Source organism: Clostridium sp. UBA5119, assembly GCF_002414285.1.
GTDB lineage: Bacteria > Bacillota > Clostridia > Clostridiales > Clostridiaceae > Clostridium_J > Clostridium_J sulfidigenes.
The window spans coordinates 1-24,545 of the sequence record NZ_DHYX01000054.1 but is presented as its reverse complement, the minus strand read 5'-3'; the positions used below and the strand labels follow the sequence as shown (position 1 = coordinate 24,545).

At 30.0% G+C, this 24,545-nt stretch carries 18 protein-coding genes and 1 other annotated feature; of the genes, 1 reads left to right on the top strand and 17 read right to left on the bottom strand.

Annotated elements, in window-relative coordinates; all coding sequences use genetic code 11:
• Nucleotides 1–1,171, bottom strand: a 1,171-nt coding sequence (locus B2671_RS08490) for a polysaccharide biosynthesis protein (RefSeq protein ID WP_346870027.1), incomplete at its 3' end; no start/stop codon positions are given.
• Between the two features lie 183 nt (nucleotides 1,172–1,354).
• Nucleotides 1,355–2,416, bottom strand: coding sequence for a tetratricopeptide repeat protein (locus B2671_RS08485; protein WP_346870026.1), 1,062 nt, complete (start codon nucleotides 2,414–2,416; stop codon nucleotides 1,355–1,357).
• 382 nt (nucleotides 2,417–2,798) lie between these two features.
• Between B2671_RS08485 and B2671_RS08480 the strand changes: the two genes are divergently transcribed.
• The gene (locus tag B2671_RS08480; protein WP_346870025.1) at nucleotides 2,799–4,289 is read left to right on the top strand and encodes an aminotransferase class I/II-fold pyridoxal phosphate-dependent enzyme; all 1,491 of its coding nucleotides are present in this window, start codon (nucleotides 2,799–2,801) and stop codon (nucleotides 4,287–4,289) included.
• A gap of 104 nt (nucleotides 4,290–4,393) precedes the next feature.
• Here B2671_RS08480 and B2671_RS08475 read toward each other — a convergent pair whose 3' ends face one another.
• The 15 genes from B2671_RS08475 to B2671_RS08405 form a co-directional block, all read right to left on the bottom strand.
• A complete protein-coding gene (locus B2671_RS08475; RefSeq protein ID WP_346870024.1) occupies nucleotides 4,394–5,254 on the bottom strand; it encodes a hypothetical protein in 861 nt (286 codons plus the stop codon).
• A gap of 271 nt (nucleotides 5,255–5,525) precedes the next feature.
• Entirely contained in the window at nucleotides 5,526–6,101 is a 576-nt protein-coding gene (locus tag B2671_RS08470) for an indolepyruvate oxidoreductase subunit beta (protein ID WP_346870023.1), read from the bottom strand.
• Nucleotide 6,102: 1 nt separating this feature from the next.
• Nucleotides 6,103–7,869: an indolepyruvate ferredoxin oxidoreductase subunit alpha gene (gene iorA / locus B2671_RS08465; protein WP_346870022.1), complete on the bottom strand. Its 1,767-nt coding sequence runs from the start codon at nucleotides 7,867–7,869 to the stop codon at nucleotides 6,103–6,105.
• A gap of 77 nt (nucleotides 7,870–7,946) precedes the next feature.
• A complete protein-coding gene (locus tag B2671_RS08460; RefSeq protein WP_346870021.1) occupies nucleotides 7,947–8,843 on the bottom strand; it encodes a phosphate butyryltransferase in 897 nt (298 codons plus the stop codon).
• Nucleotides 8,844–9,094: 251 nt separating this feature from the next.
• Nucleotides 9,095–10,117, bottom strand: coding sequence for an alpha-hydroxy-acid oxidizing protein (locus B2671_RS08455; protein WP_346870020.1), 1,023 nt, complete (start codon nucleotides 10,115–10,117; stop codon nucleotides 9,095–9,097).
• A 22-nt stretch (nucleotides 10,118–10,139) separates the two neighbouring features.
• Nucleotides 10,140–10,613: a DUF523 domain-containing protein gene (locus tag B2671_RS08450; protein ID WP_346870019.1), complete on the bottom strand. Its 474-nt coding sequence runs from the start codon at nucleotides 10,611–10,613 to the stop codon at nucleotides 10,140–10,142.
• A gap of 24 nt (nucleotides 10,614–10,637) precedes the next feature.
• A complete protein-coding gene (locus B2671_RS08445) occupies nucleotides 10,638–13,004 on the bottom strand; it encodes an endonuclease MutS2 (RefSeq protein ID WP_346870018.1) in 2,367 nt (788 codons plus the stop codon).
• 17 nt (nucleotides 13,005–13,021) lie between these two features.
• Complete coding sequence (locus tag B2671_RS08440) at nucleotides 13,022–15,388, bottom strand: U32 family peptidase (protein ID WP_346870017.1); 2,367 nt, start codon at nucleotides 15,386–15,388, stop codon at nucleotides 13,022–13,024.
• 176 nt (nucleotides 15,389–15,564) lie between these two features.
• On the bottom strand, nucleotides 15,565–16,557 hold the full coding sequence (locus B2671_RS08435) for a glycosyltransferase (RefSeq protein WP_346870016.1): 993 nt from the start codon (nucleotides 16,555–16,557) through the stop codon (nucleotides 15,565–15,567).
• A gap of 166 nt (nucleotides 16,558–16,723) precedes the next feature.
• Nucleotides 16,724–17,326 (bottom strand): cell division protein ZapA, encoded by a 603-nt coding sequence (zapA, locus tag B2671_RS08430; RefSeq protein WP_346870015.1) that lies wholly within the window; start codon nucleotides 17,324–17,326, stop codon nucleotides 16,724–16,726.
• 342 nt (nucleotides 17,327–17,668) lie between these two features.
• Entirely contained in the window at nucleotides 17,669–20,047 is a 2,379-nt protein-coding gene (gene pheT / locus B2671_RS08425) for a phenylalanine--tRNA ligase subunit beta (RefSeq protein ID WP_346870014.1), read from the bottom strand.
• Between the two features lie 18 nt (nucleotides 20,048–20,065).
• The gene (pheS, locus tag B2671_RS08420; protein WP_346870013.1) at nucleotides 20,066–21,085 is read right to left on the bottom strand and encodes a phenylalanine--tRNA ligase subunit alpha; all 1,020 of its coding nucleotides are present in this window, start codon (nucleotides 21,083–21,085) and stop codon (nucleotides 20,066–20,068) included.
• A 171-nt stretch (nucleotides 21,086–21,256) separates the two neighbouring features.
• Nucleotides 21,257–21,471: a binding site (T-box leader), on the bottom strand.
• A 103-nt stretch (nucleotides 21,472–21,574) separates the two neighbouring features.
• Complete coding sequence (locus B2671_RS08415; protein ID WP_346870012.1) at nucleotides 21,575–22,366, bottom strand: RNA methyltransferase; 792 nt, start codon at nucleotides 22,364–22,366, stop codon at nucleotides 21,575–21,577.
• Nucleotides 22,367–22,378: 12 nt separating this feature from the next.
• Nucleotides 22,379–23,038, bottom strand: coding sequence for a TrkA family potassium uptake protein (locus B2671_RS08410; RefSeq protein WP_346870011.1), 660 nt, complete (start codon nucleotides 23,036–23,038; stop codon nucleotides 22,379–22,381).
• A gap of 14 nt (nucleotides 23,039–23,052) precedes the next feature.
• Nucleotides 23,053–24,420, bottom strand: a complete 1,368-nt coding sequence (locus B2671_RS08405; protein WP_346870010.1) for a TrkH family potassium uptake protein — start codon at nucleotides 24,418–24,420, stop codon at nucleotides 23,053–23,055.
• Nucleotides 24,421–24,545 lie beyond the last annotated feature (125 nt).

The window sequence follows — 24,545 nt, the reverse complement described above, 5'->3', positions numbered from 1 at the left end:
ATGTACCTAAAATATTATTTTTAATAGCATCTCCCGCATTTCCCTCCATTAGAGGTACATGTTTATGGGCTGCTGCATGGAATACCACTTCTGGTCTGTGCTCATGAAATATTTGATCTATTCTTATCATATCTCTTACAGAAGCAATAATTACTTGTTTATTTATTTTCGGATAGTTTCTGTTAAATTCCATTTCTAGATCATAAGCATTATTCTCGTATATATCAAGAATTACTATTTTCTTAGGTGAGAATTTTGCTATTTGTCGAATAATTTCAGACCCAATACTTCCACCACCACCAGTAACTAGTATTGTTTTATTTTTTATATATCTATCTATATGTTCTGATTTTAGCTTTATTGATTCTCTTCCTAATAAATCATCAATGTTCACATTTCTCATATGATTTACATTTATGTTATCATCAATAATTTTATAAATACCTGGCATGGTTTTAATATTTTTTGTTACCTGCTTGCATATATCTAAAATTTCTTTCTTAGTATTCTTATCCACTGATGGCATTGCAAGCATTATTTCATCAACTTTGTTTTGCTTACAAAAGGATATAATCTTATTTCTATCTCCTACAACCTTTACTCCATGAATTCTCTTACCTATCTTATTAACATTGTCATCAATCAAACCTACAATTTTATAGTGCAAGGTACTATTATTTTTTATTTCTTTTATGAGTATAGCTCCAGCATCTCCCGCACCTATAATTAATAAGTTCTTTATTTTATTAATTTGCCCTTTATCAGTCCCATTATTCTCCATGATTCTATATAAAAATCTAACTCCACCTAAGCTTATGACGCTTAATAACCAAAATATAATATGAACTGTAATAGGGAATCTGAAAAATCTACTTTTTAACATAGTATGGCTTATAAAATATCCATATATTATAAATGCTATATTAGAAGCTGTCATAGAATAGACTATAGACAATAACTCCTCAACAGATGCATATTTCCAAATATTACTATACAACTTGAATATAACGTTAAATACAATAGTTAATACTACAACTGGAATTATTGATAGTAAAAAAAACTCTATATAATCAGGTTGAATCCTAAAGTCAAATTTTAGAAGTAAAGCCAAATACAAACTTGTTACGACAAGAATTACATCTAAAACTATAATTTTATTTTCTTTTTTCATAATTTCACTTCCTAAATCAATTATGGTAATCAAATAGGTCAATGTGTTTTAACAGCAGATTTCAAAAGTTTATCACAGTTATTATACTGTTTTTTACATATAAACACAATTCCATTCAAAGTTATTCATAAAATGTTATTTAATTATTTATATTATTATATTGATACATTCTTATTTATTTGATTATCCTAATGTCTCTTCAAGTTCCTTTACAATTTCATCCTCTGGATCTAATTTTTTAGCTATATCTAAATGTATTTTTGCTTGATTAAAATCCTTAATATTTATATAACACATTATTAAATTAGTGCATACTTCTATAGATTTGGTAACCTCAAATACTTTCCTTAAATACTTAATTGCAGTTTCAAAATCATTCAAGCAAGCATAGTTTATTCCCAGTTCATTAAACACCTGAACATAGTTACTATCTATAGATAATGCTTCATTTAAATAGTATATAGCTTTTTCATAGTTTTGTAAAATTCTATAAGAAATTGCAATATAATAAAATATTTCAGCACTATCCCCTAATACATCTATTAGTGGTAATAATACTTCTAAAGCTTTCTTTGGTTCTTCATATACAAGTTCTTTACCCTTATCGAAAGAATTGATTATATCTAGATTCTCTTTTAATACCTCAACCTCTTCACTTACATTTCCTCCCAATGATATATATTGTTTAATATTAAAATGAGCTTTTTCAAAATCTTTATCTTCATAACTTACTAAAGCTGAATAATAATAGGGTTGTGGATAATCCTTAATCTCTTTCCCAAGTTCAATAAGTTTAATAATCTCTTCTTTAAATACAAGATTATTTTTTCTCATTCCATCAATTAAAATAAAAGCTTTATTCAAATTATCTGTTGTAACTTCAATTTCCAATAATCCTTTTAATAATATATACCCATCTTCATACTTTTCATTTTTAATATTCTCAAATATTTTTCCTTTTATATAATTAACACTATTAGGAATGGATTTTATTATTTCCTTATATACATGATTAAATTTAAAGTTTTTATCTGCTCCTAATGCATAAAAAATTCCCTCTATAAAAAAATTAACAGGAATATTAGATAAATCATCTCCTTCTTTAGTTTTGGAAACTATTTTATCTGAATTTACTGGTAAATATATATTATCTTTAAACACATATTCGTTTATTTTGCTACTTTTTTTTATTTCAAGAAATAGCATTTTCTCAAGTTTTTCTAAAAAATAATTTTCATTACTCATAATGCACCTTCTTACTATTCTATATTTAATAATTTATTCCACTAAACTATATTACCATTTATTTTATTTTTAATCATCTGTTTTTTGTATAAAGTAATATTTTCGTAATTTTTTCATGTTTTATATAACACAATTTAATAAGCACATAAAATTTATATGCTTTATTATACATTTATAATCTTATAACTCATATAATAAGTAAAACATTATAAATATTTAATTATAAACTAAAATCTTATTGCATTGATACTAATATTATTCTATAATAAATTTGTTTTATAACTTTATAAATATTATATTTGGAGTAAAATTATTATAGGGAGGTCATTAAATTATATTATTGATATCTCTATACTTTATAAATTAGAAAGAGGGTATGGAATTGTATAAGTTAAACCAAAATGAAACCCCATTATTTGATGCCTTAATGGAATATGTGAATAGAGACACTCTTCCATTCCATGTTCCTGGGCATAAAAAAGGTGTTGGAGTAGACATAGATTTTAAAAACTTCATGGGCGAAAATCCGTTTAAGATTGACGTTACAGTTTTTAAACTAGTAGATAGTTATCATCATCCAACAGGTCCTATAAAAAAAGCTCAAGAATTAGCTGCTGATGCCTACGGTTCAGATGCGTGCTTTTTCTCTGTTCATGGAACATCCGGCGCTATTCAAGCAATGATTCTTTCTGTAGTCGGTGCTGGGGACAAAATAATAATTCCTAGGAATGTTCATAAATCCATTACTGGAGGAATTATCTTAGCTGGTGCTATCCCTGTATATATGCAACCTGAGTTAGATAAAAAGATAGGAATTGCAAATGGAGTTACACCTGAAACAGTAAGAACTACATTGGCAGCTAATAAGGATGCTAAAGCTGTTCTTATAATCAATCCAACCTATTATGGTGTGTCTACAGACATTCAGCAAATTGCTGATATCGTTCATGAATATGATATTCCTTTAATAGTTGATGAGGCTCATGGACCACATTTAAACTTTAATAAAAATTTACCTATGTCTGCCATGGAAGCTGGTGCTGATATTTGTGCTCAAAGTACTCATAAAATTATTGGTGCTTTAACTCAAGGATCTCTACTTCAAGTTAACTCTAAAAGAGTAAGTATTCCAAGGGTAAAACAGGTTTTAAACTTAATGCATACAACTTCGCCTTCTTATATTCTAATGGCTTCATTAGATACTGCTAGAAGACAAATTGCATTATATGGAGAAGAATTACTAGATAAAACAATAGAACTTTCTAATTATGTTAGAGATGAAGTTAATAAAATTCCTGGTTTCTATTGCTTTGGTGAAGAAATCTTAGGGGTTCCTGGAGCATATGCCTTTGATCCAACTAAAATTACAATAACTTGTAGAGATTTAGGTATAACTGGTTATGATTTGGATATGATTTTAGCAAATAAGTATCATATTCAAATGGAACTTTCAGATTTATATAATGTCCTTATTGTAGGTTCCTTTGGCGATACTGAAGAGGGCATGGAAAGACTTTTAAGAGCTTTGAGAGAAATCAGTGATGACTATTATGGCAAGGGTATTGCTAAAGCAGACTTCATAGACATCCCTTCCATTCCTGAACAAATACAAATTCCTAACGAAGCCTTCAACAGCGTTAAAACTTCTGTTAGAATTAAAAATAGCGTAGGCATGATTAGTGGTGAATTCCTAATGGCTTATCCACCAGGAATACCTGTACTATGTCCAGGAGAAAAAATCACACAAGAAATTGTAGATTATGTGCAACAGCTAAAAGATACCGGTCTTTATGTTCAAGGTACTGAAGATCCTGAAGTTGAGTATATAAATGTAGTTAAAGATGAGGATGCAGTATTTATTAACGTTGAATAATAAATGTGAATTTTATATTATATAAATTATAATAATTAAAGGTATGATATCGCTCAGATACATACCTTTAATTATTTTTATTAATCTTTAATTGTATTGCTCTGTTAATTTTTTTTCTTATTTCTTAACCCTAATAATTTAAATTCAGCATTGATTTTTCCTGAATTTACTATACTTTTTAAATACTGATTATAAGACATGTTAATAATGCTTTCATAAGCTCTAATTAAACTTTCAAAATAACCCATCATATAGTTTACCTTCATTAATGGATCTGTATAAGATATATTAAATCTTATAGTATATTTTTTCCTTACTTTCTCTGCAGCCTTTTTTAAGCAATTATAACTTGAAGCTCCTTTAGCTATAAGTATCACCTTTTCATAATTACATGCCATCACTTCTTTATATGCCGGCATACATGCTTCAATAATATTTTCATTAAAGTATTTCTGCTTTGATGTTTCTTCCTGTACTATCTTAAGAAAATCTTGTAATTTCAAGTTAGTTTTAGCTCTAAGCTCTATTAGTTTTGATAATATATCTTTAACTTTTACAACTTCCTTATGTTCAATATCATATTTTTTATTCATTTTCTCAATGATTTCAAAGCCTTTCATCATTAATTCCAAATCAGTTTTATTTTTTTCTACTTCTTCTTCATTTTGAAGAGCCTTAATTATACTACCATTATCATCATTTAAGAATGCTTCCATAAAAAAGAATATTCTTCCTAGTCTCATTATTGTTTTCTCATCTTCTACTACTTTATTCCTTGCATCAATATATATATATCCCTTTTTTTTACCAATTAAACTAGCAATACCTTTCTTTTCAAATATTACCTCTTTATATGTATTTCCTGCAAATAGCGCTGGCTCAGATACCTTAATATCTTCAAATAACTTATTATATTTTTTTATAGCTTTTTTTTCTTCTAAATTAGGTGCTTTGTATATTCCCATTAATTATCCTCCCATAGTACTTTTACTTATATAATTATGAATAGTAACCGCTAAATTTAATATATTCTTATTATCATTAGATGTACTTTTCAGACTTTTATTATAATATATTATATCAGAAAATAATGAAAATCATATAAATTTATTGCTTATATAAAAAATATTAGCTTTACCTCTATATAATAGAGTAAAGCTAATATTTTATAGAAACTTATTCTAAACCTTATAATGAACAAGCTTCAACCATGAAATTAACTCTTCAGATTTTCCTCTATACTTCCATTCCTGCAACTAAAGCTTTCTTATTTAACTCTATAGCTTTTGCTGGCACTAATGAAGCTACAACCTCTTCCCAATTTACTTCCTTTATATCTAGGGCTTTAAGTAGCGCTCCTAGCAATACAACATTTTGTGCTTTCATATTACCTAAATCTTTTGCAATTTCTGCAGCTTTAATTATAACTGTATTTTCTGCTGTAGATCTTAGTGCCTCGTTTACACCCTCTGGATATTTTTCTAGTCCTATTAGTACTGGTACTGGATGAATTTCATAATCATTTACTATTAAATGTCCGCCTTCTTTTAAATAAGGTAATGCTCTTAGTGCTTCACTTTTTTCAAAAGCAACTATGGCATCCGCCTTTCCTTTTTCTATTAAAGGAGAATATACTTTTTCTCCAAATCTAACTTGAGTAGTAACACTTCCTCCTCTTTGAGCCATTCCATGAACCTCAGACATTTTAACGTCATAGCCATTTCTTAATAAGCCTTCAGATAATATTTTTGAAGCTAGGATAGTTCCTTGTCCTCCTACGCCTATAAATAATATACTTTTTACTTCCTTCATATTATTCACCAACCTTTTCTATAGCATCAAATGGACAAACTTGTTTACATATTTCACAACCATTACACATACTCTCATCTATTTCCACTACACCATTTTGGAATTTCAATGCTGGACATCCTGTTTTTAAGCACATTTTACACTTCTTACATTTTTCTGCATCAACTTTACACTTTAAGTTAGCTCTTTTCTTTAATACGTCTTTTATCAAAGCACAAGGTTGTTTTGTAATAATTACAAAAGGTTCTGTGCTATCATGAGCTTCTTTTACAGCCTTTGAAGTTTCTTCTATTTTATATGGATCTACTACCTTTATATTTTTCTTTTTAATACCACATGCAAGTACTAAAGCTTCAATATCTACCATTGGAGCTTCTCTATTTTGAAGGGTTTTACCTGTTCCTGGATTTTCTTGGTGCCCTGTCATTCCTGTGATTCTATTATCAAGAATTACAGTTACTATTGGTGTATTGTTATAAACACTTTCAATTAATCCAGTTACTCCTGAATGGAAGAAAGTTGAATCTCCAATAAATGCAAATACCTTTTTATCTCCTCTATTAGCTACCATACTAGCTCTTTCCATACCTACACCAGCTGATATAGAAGCACCCATGCAAATTACAGTATCAGTTACACTAAGTGGTGCATTCATACCAAGAGTATAGCATCCAATATCTCCAGAAGCTATTACATCCTTATATTTTGATACTGCATAGAATATTCCTCTGTGAGGACATCCTGGGCATAGTACTGGTGGTCTAGAAGGTGGCTTAGTTTCTGCTGTATAAGTTATTTTATTTTCTTCTCCTAAAATACCTCTTCTAATAATATCTGGATTTAGTTCTTCACATATAGGAATAACTTCCTTACCTATACATCTGATTCCTAAAGCTTTAACTGAATTTTCTAAGTATGGATCATTCTCTTCCACTACATATAATTTTTCTACTTTAGATGCAAACTCTTTAATCATTTCGTCTGGTAATGGATAAGAGAAACCTATCTTTAGGTATGATGCATTTTCACCAAAAACTTCTTTACAATATTCATAAGAAATACCACTAGTAATTATGCCTATCTTTGTATCTCCCATTTCCATTTTATTAAGCTTTGTACTATTGGAATATTGTCTTAGCTTCTCTAATCTCTCTTCTACTTCATAGTGTTTAATTTTTGAATGACCTGGAGTCATTATATATTTTTTAATATTTTTTTCATATGGTTTTACTTCTACAGCTTGTTTATCTCCAACCTCTACTACAGTTTTAGAGTGTGATATTCTAGTTGTAACTCTAAATAGAACTAATGTATCAAATTTTTCACTTATTTCATAAGCTTCCTTCATAAAGTCAATGCATTCTTGTGAGTTTGATGGCTCTACCATTGCAACCTTAGCATGAGGAGCATAAAATCTGTTATCTTGCTCATTTTGAGAAGAATGCATTCCTGGATCATCAGCAGTTACAACTACAAAACCTCCATTAACGCCTTCATATGCCATAGTAAATAATGGATCAGCAGCCACATTAAGTCCTACATGCTTCATTGTAGTAAGCACTCTTGCTCCCCCAATAGATGCACCTGATGCTACTTCAAAACCAACCTTTTCATTTGGTGCCCATTCTGCATATACACCTTCATATAATGCAAAGTTCTCTAATATTTCTGTACTAGGTGTCCCTGGATAAGCTGATGCCACATGACATCCAGATTCATAGGCACCTCTAGCGATGGCTTCATTACCAGTCATTATAACCTTTTTCATATTCTCATTCCCCCATTACAATTTATCTTTTTAAAATTAATTAACTATCCTACTTCAATCATTCCCCCAATAATTGTTTAAACTAAAATGCTACCTAATGCTATTGAATAAAGCTTGGACCTTGCACTATCAGCTCTAGAAACTAATACTACAGGACATTTTGCGCCTGCAATTACTCCAGCACTTTCAGCACCAGCAAAATAAGTCATAGACTTTCCTAGAAAGTTTCCAGCTTCAATATTAGGTACAAGAAGTATATCCACTTCTCCAGCTACGTCACTTACAATTCCTTTATGGTGAGCTGCTTCCTTAGATATAGCATTATCAAGTCCCAGTGGTCCATCTATTATGCATCCTTTTATTTGTCCTCTCCTATTCATTGCTGAAAGAGCTGCTGCATCTAAAGTTGCCTGCATTGATGGATTAACCACTTCTACAGCACAAATTGGTGCTACCTTTGGCATATCTATCTCTAGTGCTTTTGCCACTGTTACTGCATTTTTTATTATTCCTATTTTATCTTTTAACTCTGGATATGGCACCATTCCTCCATCGGTAAGAAGTAATAGCTTATCATAAGACTTTACATCATATACCATTACATGAGATAGTATATTATTTGTTCTTAGATTTGCTTCCTTATTAAGTACAGCTTTTAATAAATCTGAAGTTCCAAGTAATCCTTTCATTACATAATTAGCCTCGCCCTTCGTAACCAATTCCACAGCCTTTGCTGCAGCCTTAGTTATGTCACCCTCATTAATTATTCTTACTCTAGATAAGTCTATATTAGAATCTTTTGCTATAGTTTTAATTTCATCTTCATTTCCAACTAATATAGCATTTATGATACCCATGTCCACTGCCTTTATCACTGCTTCTAGAACAACACTGTCTTGTGCTACCGCTACTGCCATAGTTTTCTTTTCTTTTTTCTTTGCCAATTCTAACAATTCTTCTAAACTTTTAACCATATTTTCACTCCTTATGTATAGGTTTACTGAAAAAAAATGAAATAAGTAGTAGGAATCCAACACTTTTTTTATAATATTTTATATTTTCTTACTTTTAAGTATAATGTGTAATTCTTTCCGAGTCAATTTTAACTGCTAAAGTGTAATAGTGTATTTTCTATTTAAAATTAATAAAAATAAATATCTTAAATTAGGCAACTTAAGATATTTATTAAAAATTTTTATTATATTAGAAAACTTTACTTATCCCATTATTTTCTTTGGAATATAATTCTCTTATCTATACTCCCTACGTCTTTACATCCTGTAAGTACCATCGCAGATTTTAACTGTCCATTTAATCCATGAACATAAGTTTTTACACCTTCTCTTTTCCCCCCAAAGGATGCAGTTACAAAAGGTCTTCCTATTAATACAGCATCTGCACCAAGAGCTAAAAATTTAAGTACATCTACTCCTGTTCTTACTCCTCCATCAGCTAAAATCTTAACTTTGCCCTTCACTGCTTTTGCAATATCTTCAAGGACATCTGCTACACCCGGAGTTTCATCTAAAACTCTACCTCCATGGTTAGAAACTACTATAGCATCTACACCTGCTTCTACTGCAAGTAATGCTTCATCTACTGTCATAATTCCCTTTAGTATAAATGGAAGTTTAGTACTATTAACTAATTCCTTTATCTCCTTTACTCCTTTAGGCATTACTGGCTTCCCATGAAGAGCTAAAGTTATAAGTCCACAAGCATCTATATCCACTCCTACGGCAAATGCTCCTGACTCTTCAGCTAATTTTATCTTTTCAATTATGTTTTTATTTTCCCACGGTTTTATAAATACAATACCTTGACCATTAAACTCCTTTAACACTTTTAAATTAGTTGTTAAAAATGTATCTACTGCTGTATCTCCTACCATTGGGTATATACCTGCATCTAAAGTACCTCCAATAACCCAAGAAATATACTCTTCTTCAGAATACTTTCCGCCCATGTTAAGAGTAGTTCCTGAAACTGGAGCTGCAAAAACTGGTATATCTAACTTCTTACCAAAAATCTCAATAGCTGTATCTGGATCCTTAACATCGTGAATTACGCGCATATTAATCTTATATCTTTCAAGAGCTCTAATGTTTTCTGTAAATGCATTTCCAGTACCTTTTCCACCCATACCTGGGACTTCTCCTGCACAAACAATTCCATTGCATACATTACATACTTTACAGCTATTATTTAAATTAACTCTAGCTTCTTTTCTGACATCACTATAATTCATAAAATCCCCACCTAACTAAAAATTAAATATTATTTTCCTCAAAGAATTTATCTAATTCATCTTCAGTATAAATCTTTATATTATTTCTAATTAAAAGCTCTGCAGTTACTCCATTACCCATTTTTTTACCACCTGAAAAAGTACCATCATATATAATTCCTTTGCCACATGATGGACTCCTTGCCTTTAAAATAGCTGTATCAATTTTTAACTCTCTGGCTATATTTAATGTTTCCTCTGCACCTTTAATAAATTCAGCAGTTACATCATCACTTACATCTCTTCCTAAAACCCTACATTTTCCATCTATAACCATAGCACCATCACCATTTACAATCTCATGAGCCTCTCTAGGAGTCGCCTGTCCTCCAAGTTGCTCTGGACATACTGGTATAGCCTTCCCTTGTCTTAAAAGTTCAAGAACTTTTTCATTTAAATTATTGTTACCGTCATATTTGCAGTTAATACCACAAAGACATCCACTTACTAAAATCATTTCGTCACCCCCTATACTCTAGTATTACTTTAACTCAACCACAGTAACTCCTGTTCCACCTTCTCCATAATTACCAAGTCTATAGCTTTTTACATGGGGATGATGTTTTAATAAATCAGTGATAGAACTCTTAAGTACTCCTGTTCCTTTACCATGAATTACTGTAACTTCGCCAAGACCACCAAGATAAGCTTCATCTAAATACTTATCTGTGGTGTAAATAGCCTCTTGAGAATCCATCCCCCTTAAGTCTACTGAAGATGATACTGCTTTTAGATTAAGCTTAGCTTCTCTTCTTTGAACCTTAGCTTTTTTCTTATCTTCACTAGACACTTTTCCCTTCCTTAAATCCTTAATCTTTACAGAGATTTTCATTATTCCAGCTTGAACTTGAACTTCTCCCTTATTATCAACCTCGGATACTACTATAACATTTTGATTTAAAGACGGAAGATATACCTCCTGTCCTTCAGTTACAGAAGTTAATCCTTCTCCCTTAGGCTCGTCTTTTTTACTTAATTTTTCTTCCATGTTATCAAGAGAATCCTTTATCTTCTTTCTTTCATTCTCTATTTTAGTTCTTGCTTCTGAAGAATAGCCTAATTTTTCAAGTTCTCTTATGTTTTTAACAATAGAATCAGCTTCTTCCTTAGCAGCTTTAATAAGCTCTTTAGCTTCTCGTTGTGCTTCATAGATAGCTTTTTCTCTAACATTTTCGAACTTATATAACTTTTCTTCATATTTATTTTTTAACTTTTCTGCTTCTGCTTTTAAACCTTCTGCCTTCCTAGCATCATTTTCTGCTTTAATGCTCTTTTGCTGAAGATTTTGTATTAACTCTTCAAACTTTAAGCTCTCTGTAGAAATATTTTCTTTAGCACTATTTATAATATACTCTGGAAGACCAAGCCTTCTTGATATTTCAAAGGCATTAGATTTACCTGGCACACCTATAAGCAAATTATAAGTTGGTCTTAAAGTTTCAACATCGAATTCTACAGAGCCATTTTCTACTCCAACAGTTTTTAAAGCATAACCTTTAAGTTCACTATAGTGGGTAGTTGCTACTATTTTTGTATTTCTATCCCTTAAATTATCCAAAATGCTCATCGCAAGGGCTGCACCCTCCGTTGGATCTGTTCCTGAACCAAGCTCATCAAAAAGTGCTAAAGTATTTTCATCTGCTTCATTAATAATATTTACTATATTAGTCATATGAGATGAGAAAGTAGATAAACTTTGTTCTATACTTTGTTCATCACCAATATCAGCAAATATATTTGAGAATACACTAACAGCTGAACCTGCTCTTGCAGGAATCATCATTCCACTCATAGCCATAAGCTCTATTAAACCTACAGTTTTTAATGTTACAGTTTTACCTCCTGTATTAGGACCTGTAATAACTAAAGAAGTAAACTCTCTACCAAGATAAATAGTGCTTGGTACTACTACCTTTTGGTCTATTAAAGGATGCCTAGCCTCTATTAAATCTATAATTCCTTTATCATTTACCTCTGGACATATACAATTTAATTCATTGGCATATTTAGCTTTTGCAAATATAAAATCTAATTCCCATATAATACTTCCATTATTCTCTATAACATCAATGTTACCTGCAATTTTTAAGGTAAGTTCCTTAAGAATTCTATTTATTTCTGCCTTTTCTTTATTTCTAAGTTCTCTTATTTCATTATTAAGATCTACTAGTCCCATAGGCTCTATAAATAATGTAGCACCTGTACCGCTCTGGTCATGGATCAAACCCTTAACCTGTTCTTTGTACTCAGATCTTACAGGAAGTACATATCTATCTCCTCTTACGGTATAAAGACTTTCTTGAAGATATTTTGAGTAGGTTCTAACCATGCTGTTAACTCTGTCTTTAATGGAAGAACTTTTATCTTTTAGTTTCTTTCTAATTATAAATAAAGTTTCACTAGCTCTATCTGCAATTTCATCCTCTCCAATAATAGCTCTAAAGATTTCATCTTCAATATTCTTAAAGGGAACTATACCTGCTATTATATCTTCTAAAACTCTATAAGTTGTTTCCTCGTCCTTACTCTGTACATATTCCTTAAAATTTCTAGAACTTTTAAGCATATTACCAATTCTAAGTAATTCTACTGGCATAAGTGTAGAATTTTTCTTAGCTCTTAAAAGCGCTTCCCTAACATCATATATTCCTTCAAAGGGTGGTGCACTTTTTGTAGTTAATAAAATTAATGCTTCCTTGGTCTCCTCTAAGTGTTCTTTAATTTCATAGAGATTGTTATATGGTTTCAGATTATCAATTAAATCTTTCCCTGCTTTTGTAACTGTATACTTTTTTAATATTTCCTTGATTTTATAATATTCAAGTACTTTAAAGGTCTTTTCATTCATTTCTTATCCCCTACTTTCTATTCAATTCCCCTCTTATAATGTCCTTTTGTAGTTTTCCCTAAATCTACATCTTCATCTTTAAATATATATTTCATCACCTTTGAAACCTGATTACAATCTTCATCTATAAAGTCAACTCTATAATTGTTAATATTATTTTTCCTTAATTCCTTAATGAATGGAACTATATTTACAGGTAATGTATTATATATGTGGCTTCTACAATATTTATCCGTAGTAACCAGAAACTCTTCATTCATCCTATCTCTTAATACAAACTTATCCTTGTCACATCTGAAATTACAGTTTGAAGTAGAGCTCTTATTACCAAAAGTACTACCAATTACACAGTATTCACTTACCATAAGTTCATACTTACCATAAACTACTACTTGCACTGGAGTTTTAATATTTTTAGCTATGGAGAACATTTCTTTATTGTTAAGTTCTACACTTAAAGCTGATATATCTGTATACCTATTATAAAAATCATAGCTTTCACTATTTAAAATATTTAACTTATAATCTCCAATTATGTTAAGCCTGTTTTTAAACACATTTATTATACCTAAATTAGCTGTAATTAACCCCTTAATTTTAGAAATATTCTTTTCTATAGCTTCAGTAACTAAATTAAATTCACTTTTTATTATATTAGGAACAATCATATATAAATTTTCATAATCTACTCCTTCTAAATTTAAACCTTCACCCTTTTTTAATAAATCTACTCCTATAGCTGGAGTTATATTTGGATTTTCACCTATAAACCTTAATACACTTTTTAATTGTTCTAGAGTTTTAACGCATATTAGATACTCATCATTAAATATATCTTTAGCTTCCTTAGAATTCCTATTAAATTCTTTATAATCCTTTTCTTCCACATGCCGTTTATCACGGATTTTAACATACTTCATTATATCTTCAATAAGCTCACGTCTTACACTATTTATAGATGATACCCTTAAAAATCCTTCTTCAAAGGTTTCAAATTCAATACTTTTTAGTTTAAAAGGAGTATCCCCTAACTTATTGAGATTTTTAATTATGGCTTCCTTATCCATAGGCTTATTAGCTGCAACCTCTACATTTTCTCCATAGACTTCAAATTCTTTTTCCTGATAAACCGTAGATAAATAAAATCTTTCTCCTGGAGCGAATCTAACCTTTATAGTTAACGGTAGCTTTACACCATAAATATCTTCATAATTTTTTTGAAGTTTAGTTAAAAGTTCAGTATCTGAAGTTACATATACTTTATCTCCAACCTTATATTTAATAGGCATAAGCTTCACTTTTTCGCCTTTAAAGGCCTCTTTAACCTTTTCTTTCCCATTTAAAATATTTGTGATTGTAAATCCACTATTATCAGTTCTAACTCCATCCTGAGCCTTTATATCCTTTTGAAGCTGTATGGTTAAATCTTTTTCAACGGTGCCTAAAAATACTCCTGTATTTTTGGGGCAATTATATGCCATCATGTCTCTTCCAATGTTTCCTCTAAGATATGCCTTGGAAAACCCTTCTCTATTAAATAATTGATTTAGTATGGCCTTTTTAGGTGCTATCTCAAAATTTTTGTTATGATACACACTATCTATAGCTTCTCTATAGGTAGTTACAACACCACTTACATATTCAGGCTTTTTCATTCTACCTTCTATCTTTAATGATGAAGTCCCACTTTCAATTAAACTATTAATTTCATCTATAGTACAAGTATCCTTTGGACTTAATAAATACCCTTTTTTATTTTCTCCACTAGATTTTTTTATTATAGTATAAGGTAATCTACATGGCTGAGCACATCTTCCTCTATTTCCACTTCTTCCTCCTATGATACTACTCATAAGACATTGTCCAGAATAACTTATACATAATGCTCCATGGACAAATATTTCTGTTTCTATATCTAAGTCCTTTGAAATGTATCTTATTTCATCTAGACTTAATTCCCTTGATAAAACTATTCTTTGAAAGCCCTCATTCTTTAAAAATATAGCCCCTTCTCCATTATGTATAGTCATTTGTGTGGATGCGTGAATTTCAAAATCTGGTATAGCTTCTTTTATAATTTTAAATAATCCCATATCTTGAGTTATAATAGCATCTACACCAATTTCATATAAAAACTTCCCATACTCTAAAGCTTCATCTAACTCGTCTTCTTTTATCACAGTATTAAAGGCTATATATACTTTAACATTATATAAATGACAATAATTCACTACTTCTATTAATTCTTCTTCATTAAAATTATTTGCATAGGCTCTAGCAGAAAACTTACTCCCGCCCATATATATAGCATCTGCACCACCTTGAACAGCAGCATATATACTTTCTTTACTTCCACCTGGTGCTAATAATTCTATTTTATCCATATGTTATCAACTCCTATCAATAAGAAATGTCTTTATTCTATATAAAAAAAGTCATACTTATTTTATTAGTAATTATTTTTTACTTCTCATGGATTATTATATCACAATTCTCTTTGTTACAAACTGTAAAAAATAATAGGAGCTAATACCTTTTTATTGGTTAGCCCCTATACATCTTAATTCATTAATTTTAAATATCCCTCATATATACCTTCTAACATATTCTTCAAGTTGTAATTATATCTTATATATTCTTTTAGTTTATTATTTTTTCTTTTTACCCTACTTTTCTCTACTGCTAATTTTATACTATTATGATTATAAGGATCACAATATATTGCCATATCCTTAAAATATTCCTTTGAAGCCCCTTCCTCCGTAACCACTATGTTACATCCATAAGCTGCTGCCTTAAGGGATGATAAACTTGTAACTTCTGAAAAACTAGCTAATACGTGAGCACTAGAAAAGGTGTATGCATTATACAAATCATAGTCATTCATAAATCCTAAGTAATGGGTAGTGGGATAAGCTAAACATTCTTTTAAGTAACGCTCCTCTGCTGCCGTTCCAACTAGAACTAAGTCTACTCCTATTTCATTACATATCTTGCTCAATTCTAATTGGTTTTTCACTTCACAAATTCTTCCTACACACAATATATAATTATCTAAATTATATCTCTCCTTAAAATTATATAAAGGAACCTCATCATAATTTATATCTACTCCATTATAAACAACTTTAATATCTACCTTTGTAGTGAAATCCATGGTTATTAAAGACTTTTCGTATATGCTATTGCAAAATATGATTTTACTTTTCTTCAAAATTAATTCCTTATAAACTTTGCAATTATTCCATAGATTTTTTCGTTCCACATTATTACTATATTCGAAAAACTTCTCCATATTAAAATACATAGGTGATACTACTATATTACATTTACTATTACTAGCTAATTTAAAATGTTTATAAGCATCAAATATATTTTTAATATCAAATAGATGTACTATATCATAATCATCATAATTAGCCTCCTCATTGGCTCCACATATATCTACATTTACCCCTTTCTCTTTTAAAAAAGTGTATATTTTAAATATTATAATAGTATCTCCTGAACTTAAATTTATATAATTACTTCTAGCACACAGCAAAACTTTCATGTATAATCCCCCTAAGAATTATGGTTTTACCTAATACCTATGCCTATAAAATTTTAATTATCACAATATTAAAGAATAAAATTATATTTAGTTCATAAATATAGCTAATTATCCTAAAATAAAAAATAGGCGATAATATATAAATATAATATTACCACCTAAACTTTTACTTTTTTCTTACATTAACTTGTCCATTTTTCATAAGCTTAAGATTTTTATCTTCAATCTCCTGACTAAGTTTCTCTAGTTGTCTTACTCTAGCTATTTGGTCATATCTTAAATTATTATTTTCAGATAGAAGCTTTTTATTAAAGGTCATTTGTTTTTTATTATCCTTTTTTAACTCTTGAACAACTTGGTCCATAAGTTCTAATTGCTCTTTAAGATATGTAACCTCATCCTTTAGCTTTTCTATCTCTTCATCTTTATCCGAAGTGTTAACTTTTCTTAAGTCTTCATTTTCTTTTTTTGCAGCCTGTAAATCTCTTTTTAGTCCTTCTACTTCGGAAATAAGATTTTTTTGTTCCTTTACAATCATTTTATAATTTTCATTTGCCCTTTCACAAGCCTCTTTATTTTTAAAAACCTCATCTCCTAAATTAATTGCTGCAAGAATAGTAGCATCAGGACGACTTATTTTAGAATTCTTAAACATTAGACTATTTATTTTATTATCTACATATTGAGCAACCATTTGTAGATATTCATCATTTTCTTCTCCTCTAAGGTTATATTCCATTCCATTTATCTTAACTGTTATAATGCTCACATAAACACCCTCTTAATTATAAATTTACATCTGCATAAACTTATAATCATTTTAACATATATTAGCTATTTATTAAATAAGGTATTTAATAAATATTCCAAATACTTGTCAACAATATGTTTCATAAACCTTAATTAAATATAAATATAATATATTAACGTACATATTTTATAGTTATATTGTAATATTTTACCATATTGTCATATTAAAACACATTACCTTTGCTTTTTCCCGTGTTCACTATGATTATAATCTATTTAAAATTGCAAACTATTCTTTTAACACAAAAATCTATAAAAAATAAGTAGATGTAAATTTACACCTACTTATTGTAATTAATAATTACCTTAATTCTGCACCTAACTTATGCTCTAAGCTTCTTAAAATCTTATCATGAACCTTATTTACTTCAGTATCAGTTAAAGTTTTATCTGCATGTCTATAGGTTATAGCATAAGCTATGCTCTTCTTTCCTTCTGGAATTTGGCTTCCTTTATAAACATCAAATAGTTTAGCACTTTCTAAGATGCCACCACCTTGCTTTTTAATAGTATCTTCTATCTCTTGTACTAAAACTCTATCATCTACTAAAACTGCAATATCTCTTGTTACTGCTGGGAATTTAGGAAGTGTTTTATGTTTTTTGTCCATCTTAGCACATTCCATTAACATATCTAAATTTAATTCAGCAACAAAACATCTTGTATCTATACCATAATTTTCACTTACATCTGGATGAATTTCACCTAAAACCCCTGAAATTTTATTTCTAAGTTTTAATGCAGCAGTTTTTCCTGGATGGAAGCTAGGGTTCTCACTTTCTCTAATAAAAATTCCATTATCTATTCCTAAAGAATTTAGTACATTTTCTACCACACCTTTAAGTTCTAAATAATCTCCCACTCCATACATTCCTAAGGTTAAAATATTTCTTTCTTCTGGCAACTTCTCTTCATCAGTATTTTTTATATATACTTTACCTATTTCAAAAAGCATTGCACTTTCATTACTCTTTACATAGTTTCTAGCTAAAGATTCCATCATTGAAGCAAGAGTAGTAGTTCGCATAATCTTGAAATCTTCTCCTAGAGGATTTCTAATTTCAACTACATTTCTAAGTTCACTATCTTGTGGAATTAAGAGTTTATCAAAAATTTTATTACTTACAAAGGAATAACTTATAGATTGATTTATTCCACTAGCTACTAAACCTTCTATTATTTTATCTTCTAGCTTATGCTTATCTGATTTTCCAGACTTTATAGCCTCACAATGAGGAAGGGTAGATTCAAAATTATTATATCCATGAATTCTAGCGATTTCCTCTGCTATATCCTCTTTTATATTTAAATCACTTCTAAATGTTGGACAATTAACAACTAAAACATCACCTTTAATTTCAGTAGTCAAATCTAATCCATCTAAATATCTTTTCATATCTTCTTTTGATATATTACTACCTAAGAATCTATTAATCCAGTTACTATCTACTTCTAAGGTATGAGGTTCTTTAACTTCATTATATATATCTATAACCCCAGTCATAACCTTACCTGCACCTAATTCTTCCACTAGGGCACATACTCTATCTATAGCTAATTTACATAAATTTGGATCTAAATCCTTCTCAAATTTAGTTGAAGCTTCTGTTCTAAGTCCTAACTTTTTAGATGTATTTCTTATATTAAGACCATTAAAATTTGCACTTTCTAGGACTACCATAGAAGTATCTTCTTTAACCTCTGAGTTTAATCCTCCCATAACTCCCGCAAGTCCTATAGTTTTATCCCCATCCTTTATACAAAGCATAGAGCTATCTATAGTTCTTTCCTCTTCGTCTAGAGTAACAAATTTTTCTCCATCTTTTCCAGTATCAACTACTATAGTATTAGATACCATATCTCTAGCATCAAAGGCATGTAATGGTTGACCTAGCTCTAACATAACAAAGTTTGTTATATCTACAATATTATTGATAGGTCTTACATCGGCTTCTAACAATCTTTCTTGCATCCACTGTGGTGATGGCTGAATGTTTATATTGGAAATTCCTTTAGCCATATATCTTCTACATAGTGGGCTCTTGATTTCTACTCTGTAATTGTTAACTATGCTTGTTTTATCTTCTTCATTATATTTAAGATTTGGCATTTTATAAGTTAATCCTAAAGTAGCTGCTGCTTCTCTTGCCATTCCAATTATACTAAAGCAATCTGCTCTATTAGACGTTATTTCAAAGTCAATAATAGCACTTTCAAGAGGTATTACAGATTTGATACCTACTCCAATAGGTGTATCTTTAGGTAATATCATAAGTCCATGTACTGGCTCATCTCCAGCAATTCCAAGCTCTTCTTCTGAGCAGAACATACCATTTGATACTACTCCTCTTAATTTACCTTTCTTAATCTTAAGTCCTCCATGCAGCGTTGCTCCATGTAATGCTACTGGAATAATATCCTGCTCCTTCATATTTGTAGCAGCAGTTACTATTTGTATTTCTTCCTCTTTATTAATATCCACTGCACATACAACTAATTTTTCTGCATCTGGATGTCTTTCTATCTTTGTTATCTTTCCTGTAACTACATTAGAAATTTCATCTCCTGTAAGTATAACCTCTTCAACATGAGACCCTGAAAGATTTAATGCATCTGCAAGTTCTACAGGGGAAACATTTATATCAACATAGTCTTTTAACCATTTAACTGGATACTTCATAATCTTCCTCCTTATATATTAAAACTGATTTAAAAATCTCATATCACTTTCATATAACAATCTAATATCTTCAATGCCGTATTTTAACATTACAATTCTATCTAATCCAAATCCGAAAGCAAAACCACTATATTTTTCTGGATCAATTCCACAATTTCTAAGTACTTGTGGATGCACCATACCACAGCCTACAATCTCTATCCATCCACTACCTTTACAAACTTTACATCCCTTACCGCCACATACAAAGCAAGTTGCATCCATCTCTGCTGATGGTTCTGTAAATGGGAAGTGGTGTGGTCTAAATTTAACCTTCATGTCATCTCCAAACATCTTTTGGATAAACATTTCTAGTGTTCCCTTTAAGTCTCCAAAAGTAATATTTTCTGCCACTACTAATCCCTCAATTTGATAGAATATTGGTGAGTGAGTTGCATCTACAGCATCTGAACGATATACCTTTCCTGGTGCAATCATCTTTATTGGAGGCTTTTGATTTTCCATAGTTCTTATCTGGATTGGAGATGTCTGAGTTCTTAATACTATATTATCATTTATATAGAAAGTATCTTGTTCTCCTCTCGCTGGATGATCTTTAGGTATATTTAAAGCTTCAAAATTGTAATGATCAAATTCTACTTCTGGTCCTTCTTCTATAGAAAAACCCATAGATAAAAATATATCATTTACTTGATCAAGAGTTAAACTTAATGGATGTTTTTTCCCCATAGTTTGTTTCTTTCCTGGCATAGAAATATCTATTACTTCACTATTTAACTTTTCAGTCTTTTCTGCAATTCTAATAGCTACTACCTTTGTATCAATGGCACTTTCTATTTCTTCTCTTACTTCATTAGCAATTTTACCTACCACCGGTCTTTCTTCTGCTGATAGTTTTCCCATACCTCTTAAGATTGCAGTAAGCTCTCCTTTTTTCCCTAGATACTTTACTCTAATATTTTCAAGTTCAGCTTTATCTGTTACTTGACTTAGTTGTTCTAGGGCAATTTTTTTAATTTGTTTTAATTGTTCTTTCATATTCTAAGCTCCTTTCTAAAATTCATGAGTTCATTTAAAATTATGGATTAAAACTTTCTTTAAGAAAATTTTTTCACTTCATAATTAATAAAATTTCTACTTAATTTCATGTATAAATAATTGTTTCTGAAATTAAGTTTTTGCTTTATAAACATAAAAAAACCGTCCCTGAAAAGGGACGGAAAATCCGCGGTACCACCCTAATTGAGTTTTATTAAAACTCCTCTTAGTAAATCTATCGACCATAGCCGCTAATTACTACTATTACTTCATAATTAGTACTCGGAAGTGAACTTCGATATAATCCTATAAGAACAGCTTTCAGTCTTTGGCTCTTCCTCCCTTATATAAAAATATATATCTACTCTCTTCGTCATTGTATAAATATTTTATTTTTATTAAACTAGTTTGGATACTATTTTACTTAAAAACATTTAAATCCTAACTTGATAGAAACATTATACATATAATATATAAAAATTTCAAGTATTAATACTTTTTATTTAACTTTTGTCTTACACCTTCATATATCATAATAGATGCAGCTATAGCAACATTTAAGGATTCCGTATTTCCTAGCATAGGAATTTTAACCTTACAGGTAGCTAAATTCATAACTTCATCACTAATACCATTACCTTCATTACCTACAGCTATTATTGCATTATCTACTAGATTAACTTCATAAAAGTTTTTTTCTGTATCAAGAGAACTACATACTAAATTATAACCTTCACTAATTAATCTTTTTGTGAAAGATAAATCTTCATCATGGATTATAGGAATATTAAATATGGAACCCATAGTAGCTCTTAAGGTTTTTTCATTATATAAGTCTACTGTATCTTTACTTAAAATAACTCCCCTACAACCAGCACTATGAGCTGTTCTTATTATAGTTCCTAGGTTGCCTGGATCTTGTACCTTATCAGCTAAAATATATAGTCCTTCTTCTTTATTGAAATTTTCCTCTTTCATTTGAAGTACAGCTAAAACCCCTTGAGAATTTTCTGTGCCTGAAATGTTCTTAAATAGACTGTCATTTATAATAAATATTTTTTCTTCATATTTATCAATATAAAAAGAAAATTTTTCTTTAAATTTATCAACTGAGCTTTCCTTTATAAAAAGTTTATCTATAATAAAATCTGATTTAAAACCTTCTTCTAGAAACCTAAATCCTTCTATAATGAACTTTTTATTTTCAACTCTATATTTTTTTTCTTTTAATTTTTTAATTTCTTTTAATGTGTTATTATCCTTACTTTTTATAACCTGCACTTATAAGTCTCCTTATCTAACTAAACTTTCAATTCCGTTTAGCTCAGAAGTTCCTCCTATGGCTACTATTATATCGCCTTCCTGTATAACCTCATCCGCAGCTGGAGATACCTCTATATTATCATCTCTTTTAATAGCTACCACATTTACACTGTATCTTACTCTTAAATCTAAGTCTTTTAGAGAGTGACCTTCCCATTCCTTTGGGGTAACAATTTCTGCAATGCTAAAGTCTGGTGATAATTCTATATAATCAAGTATGTTAGAAGAACAAAGATTATGAGCAACTCTAATTCCCATATCTCTCTCTGGGAATATAACTCTATTAGCACCTATTTTATATAAAACTTTTGCATGCATAGCATTATTAGCCTTAGTTATAATATGCTTAACATTCATTTCTTTAACTAAAAGAGTAGATAAAATATTAGCTTGAATATTAGAACCAATACTAATTATAGCTACATCAAAGTTACCAATTCCAAGGGCTCTTAGACTAACTTCATCATTAGCATCTACTTGAACAGCATGAGTAACTCTCTCTGCAATGTTTTGAACTGCTTCTTCATCTATATCTACAGCTAATACATCATTACCAAGTGCATATAAAGTCTCTGCTACTGAAGTTCCAAATCTGCCTAACCCAATAACTATAAATTGTTTTTTACTCATTAATATATCCCCCTTTATCCAACTAAGATTTTATCTTCTGGATACTTAATAGAATTTCCTCTTTTACTTTTTCTTATAGAAATTGCTACAACTAATGTAAGTGGCCCAACCCTACCTGCATACATAGTTAGTGCTACTATAGCCTTGCCTATAACAGTAAGCTCTTGAGTTAATCCTAATGTTAACCCAACAGTTCCAAAGGCTGAAGTAGCTTCAAATAAATAATGTTCAAAAGGAGCACCTGATGCTCTTTCTGTAATAGATAATAATATGGTTGTAGTGAACACTAACGCCAGTGCTATTACTACTACTGCTAAAGCCTTATATACAGTTTCTTTATTTATTTTTCTTTTAAATAACTCTGTATCTTCTCTTCCATTTATAACTGATAGTATTGTCATAAAAAGCACACCAGCTGTAGAAGTTTTTATTCCCCCAGCCGTCGATCCTGGTGAACCACCAATAAACATCAACATTATGGTTAAAAATGTAGATGCCATAGTCATCTTTGTCAAATCTATAGAATTAAATCCCGCTGTTCTTGGTGAAACCGATGCAAAGAATGCTGACAGCACTTTTTCTTTAATCCCCATAGGCTTTAAAGTTTCTGGATTAGAAAGTTCAAATACAATAAACATTATAAATCCAAACAAAATCAATCCTGCACTCACAGCTATTACTAGTTTAGTCTGAAGTGTTAATCTTTTAGTACGTTTATAATTAAATATATCATTCCATGCATAGAAACCTAACCCACCAATTATTATTAAAGAAGATATGGTAAGTATTATCAAAGCATTATCACTATAGGCAGTTAAGCTACCATAATTCCCCATGAGGTCAAATCCAGCATTGCAAAATGCAGAAACCGCATGAAATATACTATAATATATACCTTTAATAATTCCAAACTCAGGTATAAATTCAAAAGAAAGCAGCAATGCTCCTATAAATTCTATGGAAAAAGTAAAAACCAATATATATCTAGCTAATTTTACTATTCCCTGAAGAGATGTTGAATTTAATGATTCCCTTATAATTAATCTTTCTTTTAGAGTTATTTTTTTGCCAATAATTAACGATAAAAGTGTAGCAAAAGACATAAATCCAAGACCACCAATTTGTATTAAAATAAGTATTACTGTTTTTCCAAAATAACTCCAATAAGTACCAGTATCTACAGTAACTAATCCTGTCACACAAACTGCAGAAGTTGATGTGAAAATACAATCTATAAATGGAGTTCCTACACCTCTTATAGTAGCAATAGGTAAGCTTAATAATAGGGCACCTGTAAATATTATAGTTGCAAATCCCATAGCTATTATTTGGACTGGAGTAAAGTTTTTACGCCTTAGAATATCCCTTAATCTTAACTGCATAGATAACACCTCAAACTTTTAAAAATATTTATCACGATTATATATTTATATATAGTTTCCCCATTTCCTTATTAAAATATATATAGTATAAAAATGTAGCAATGGCTACATTTTTATACTATATA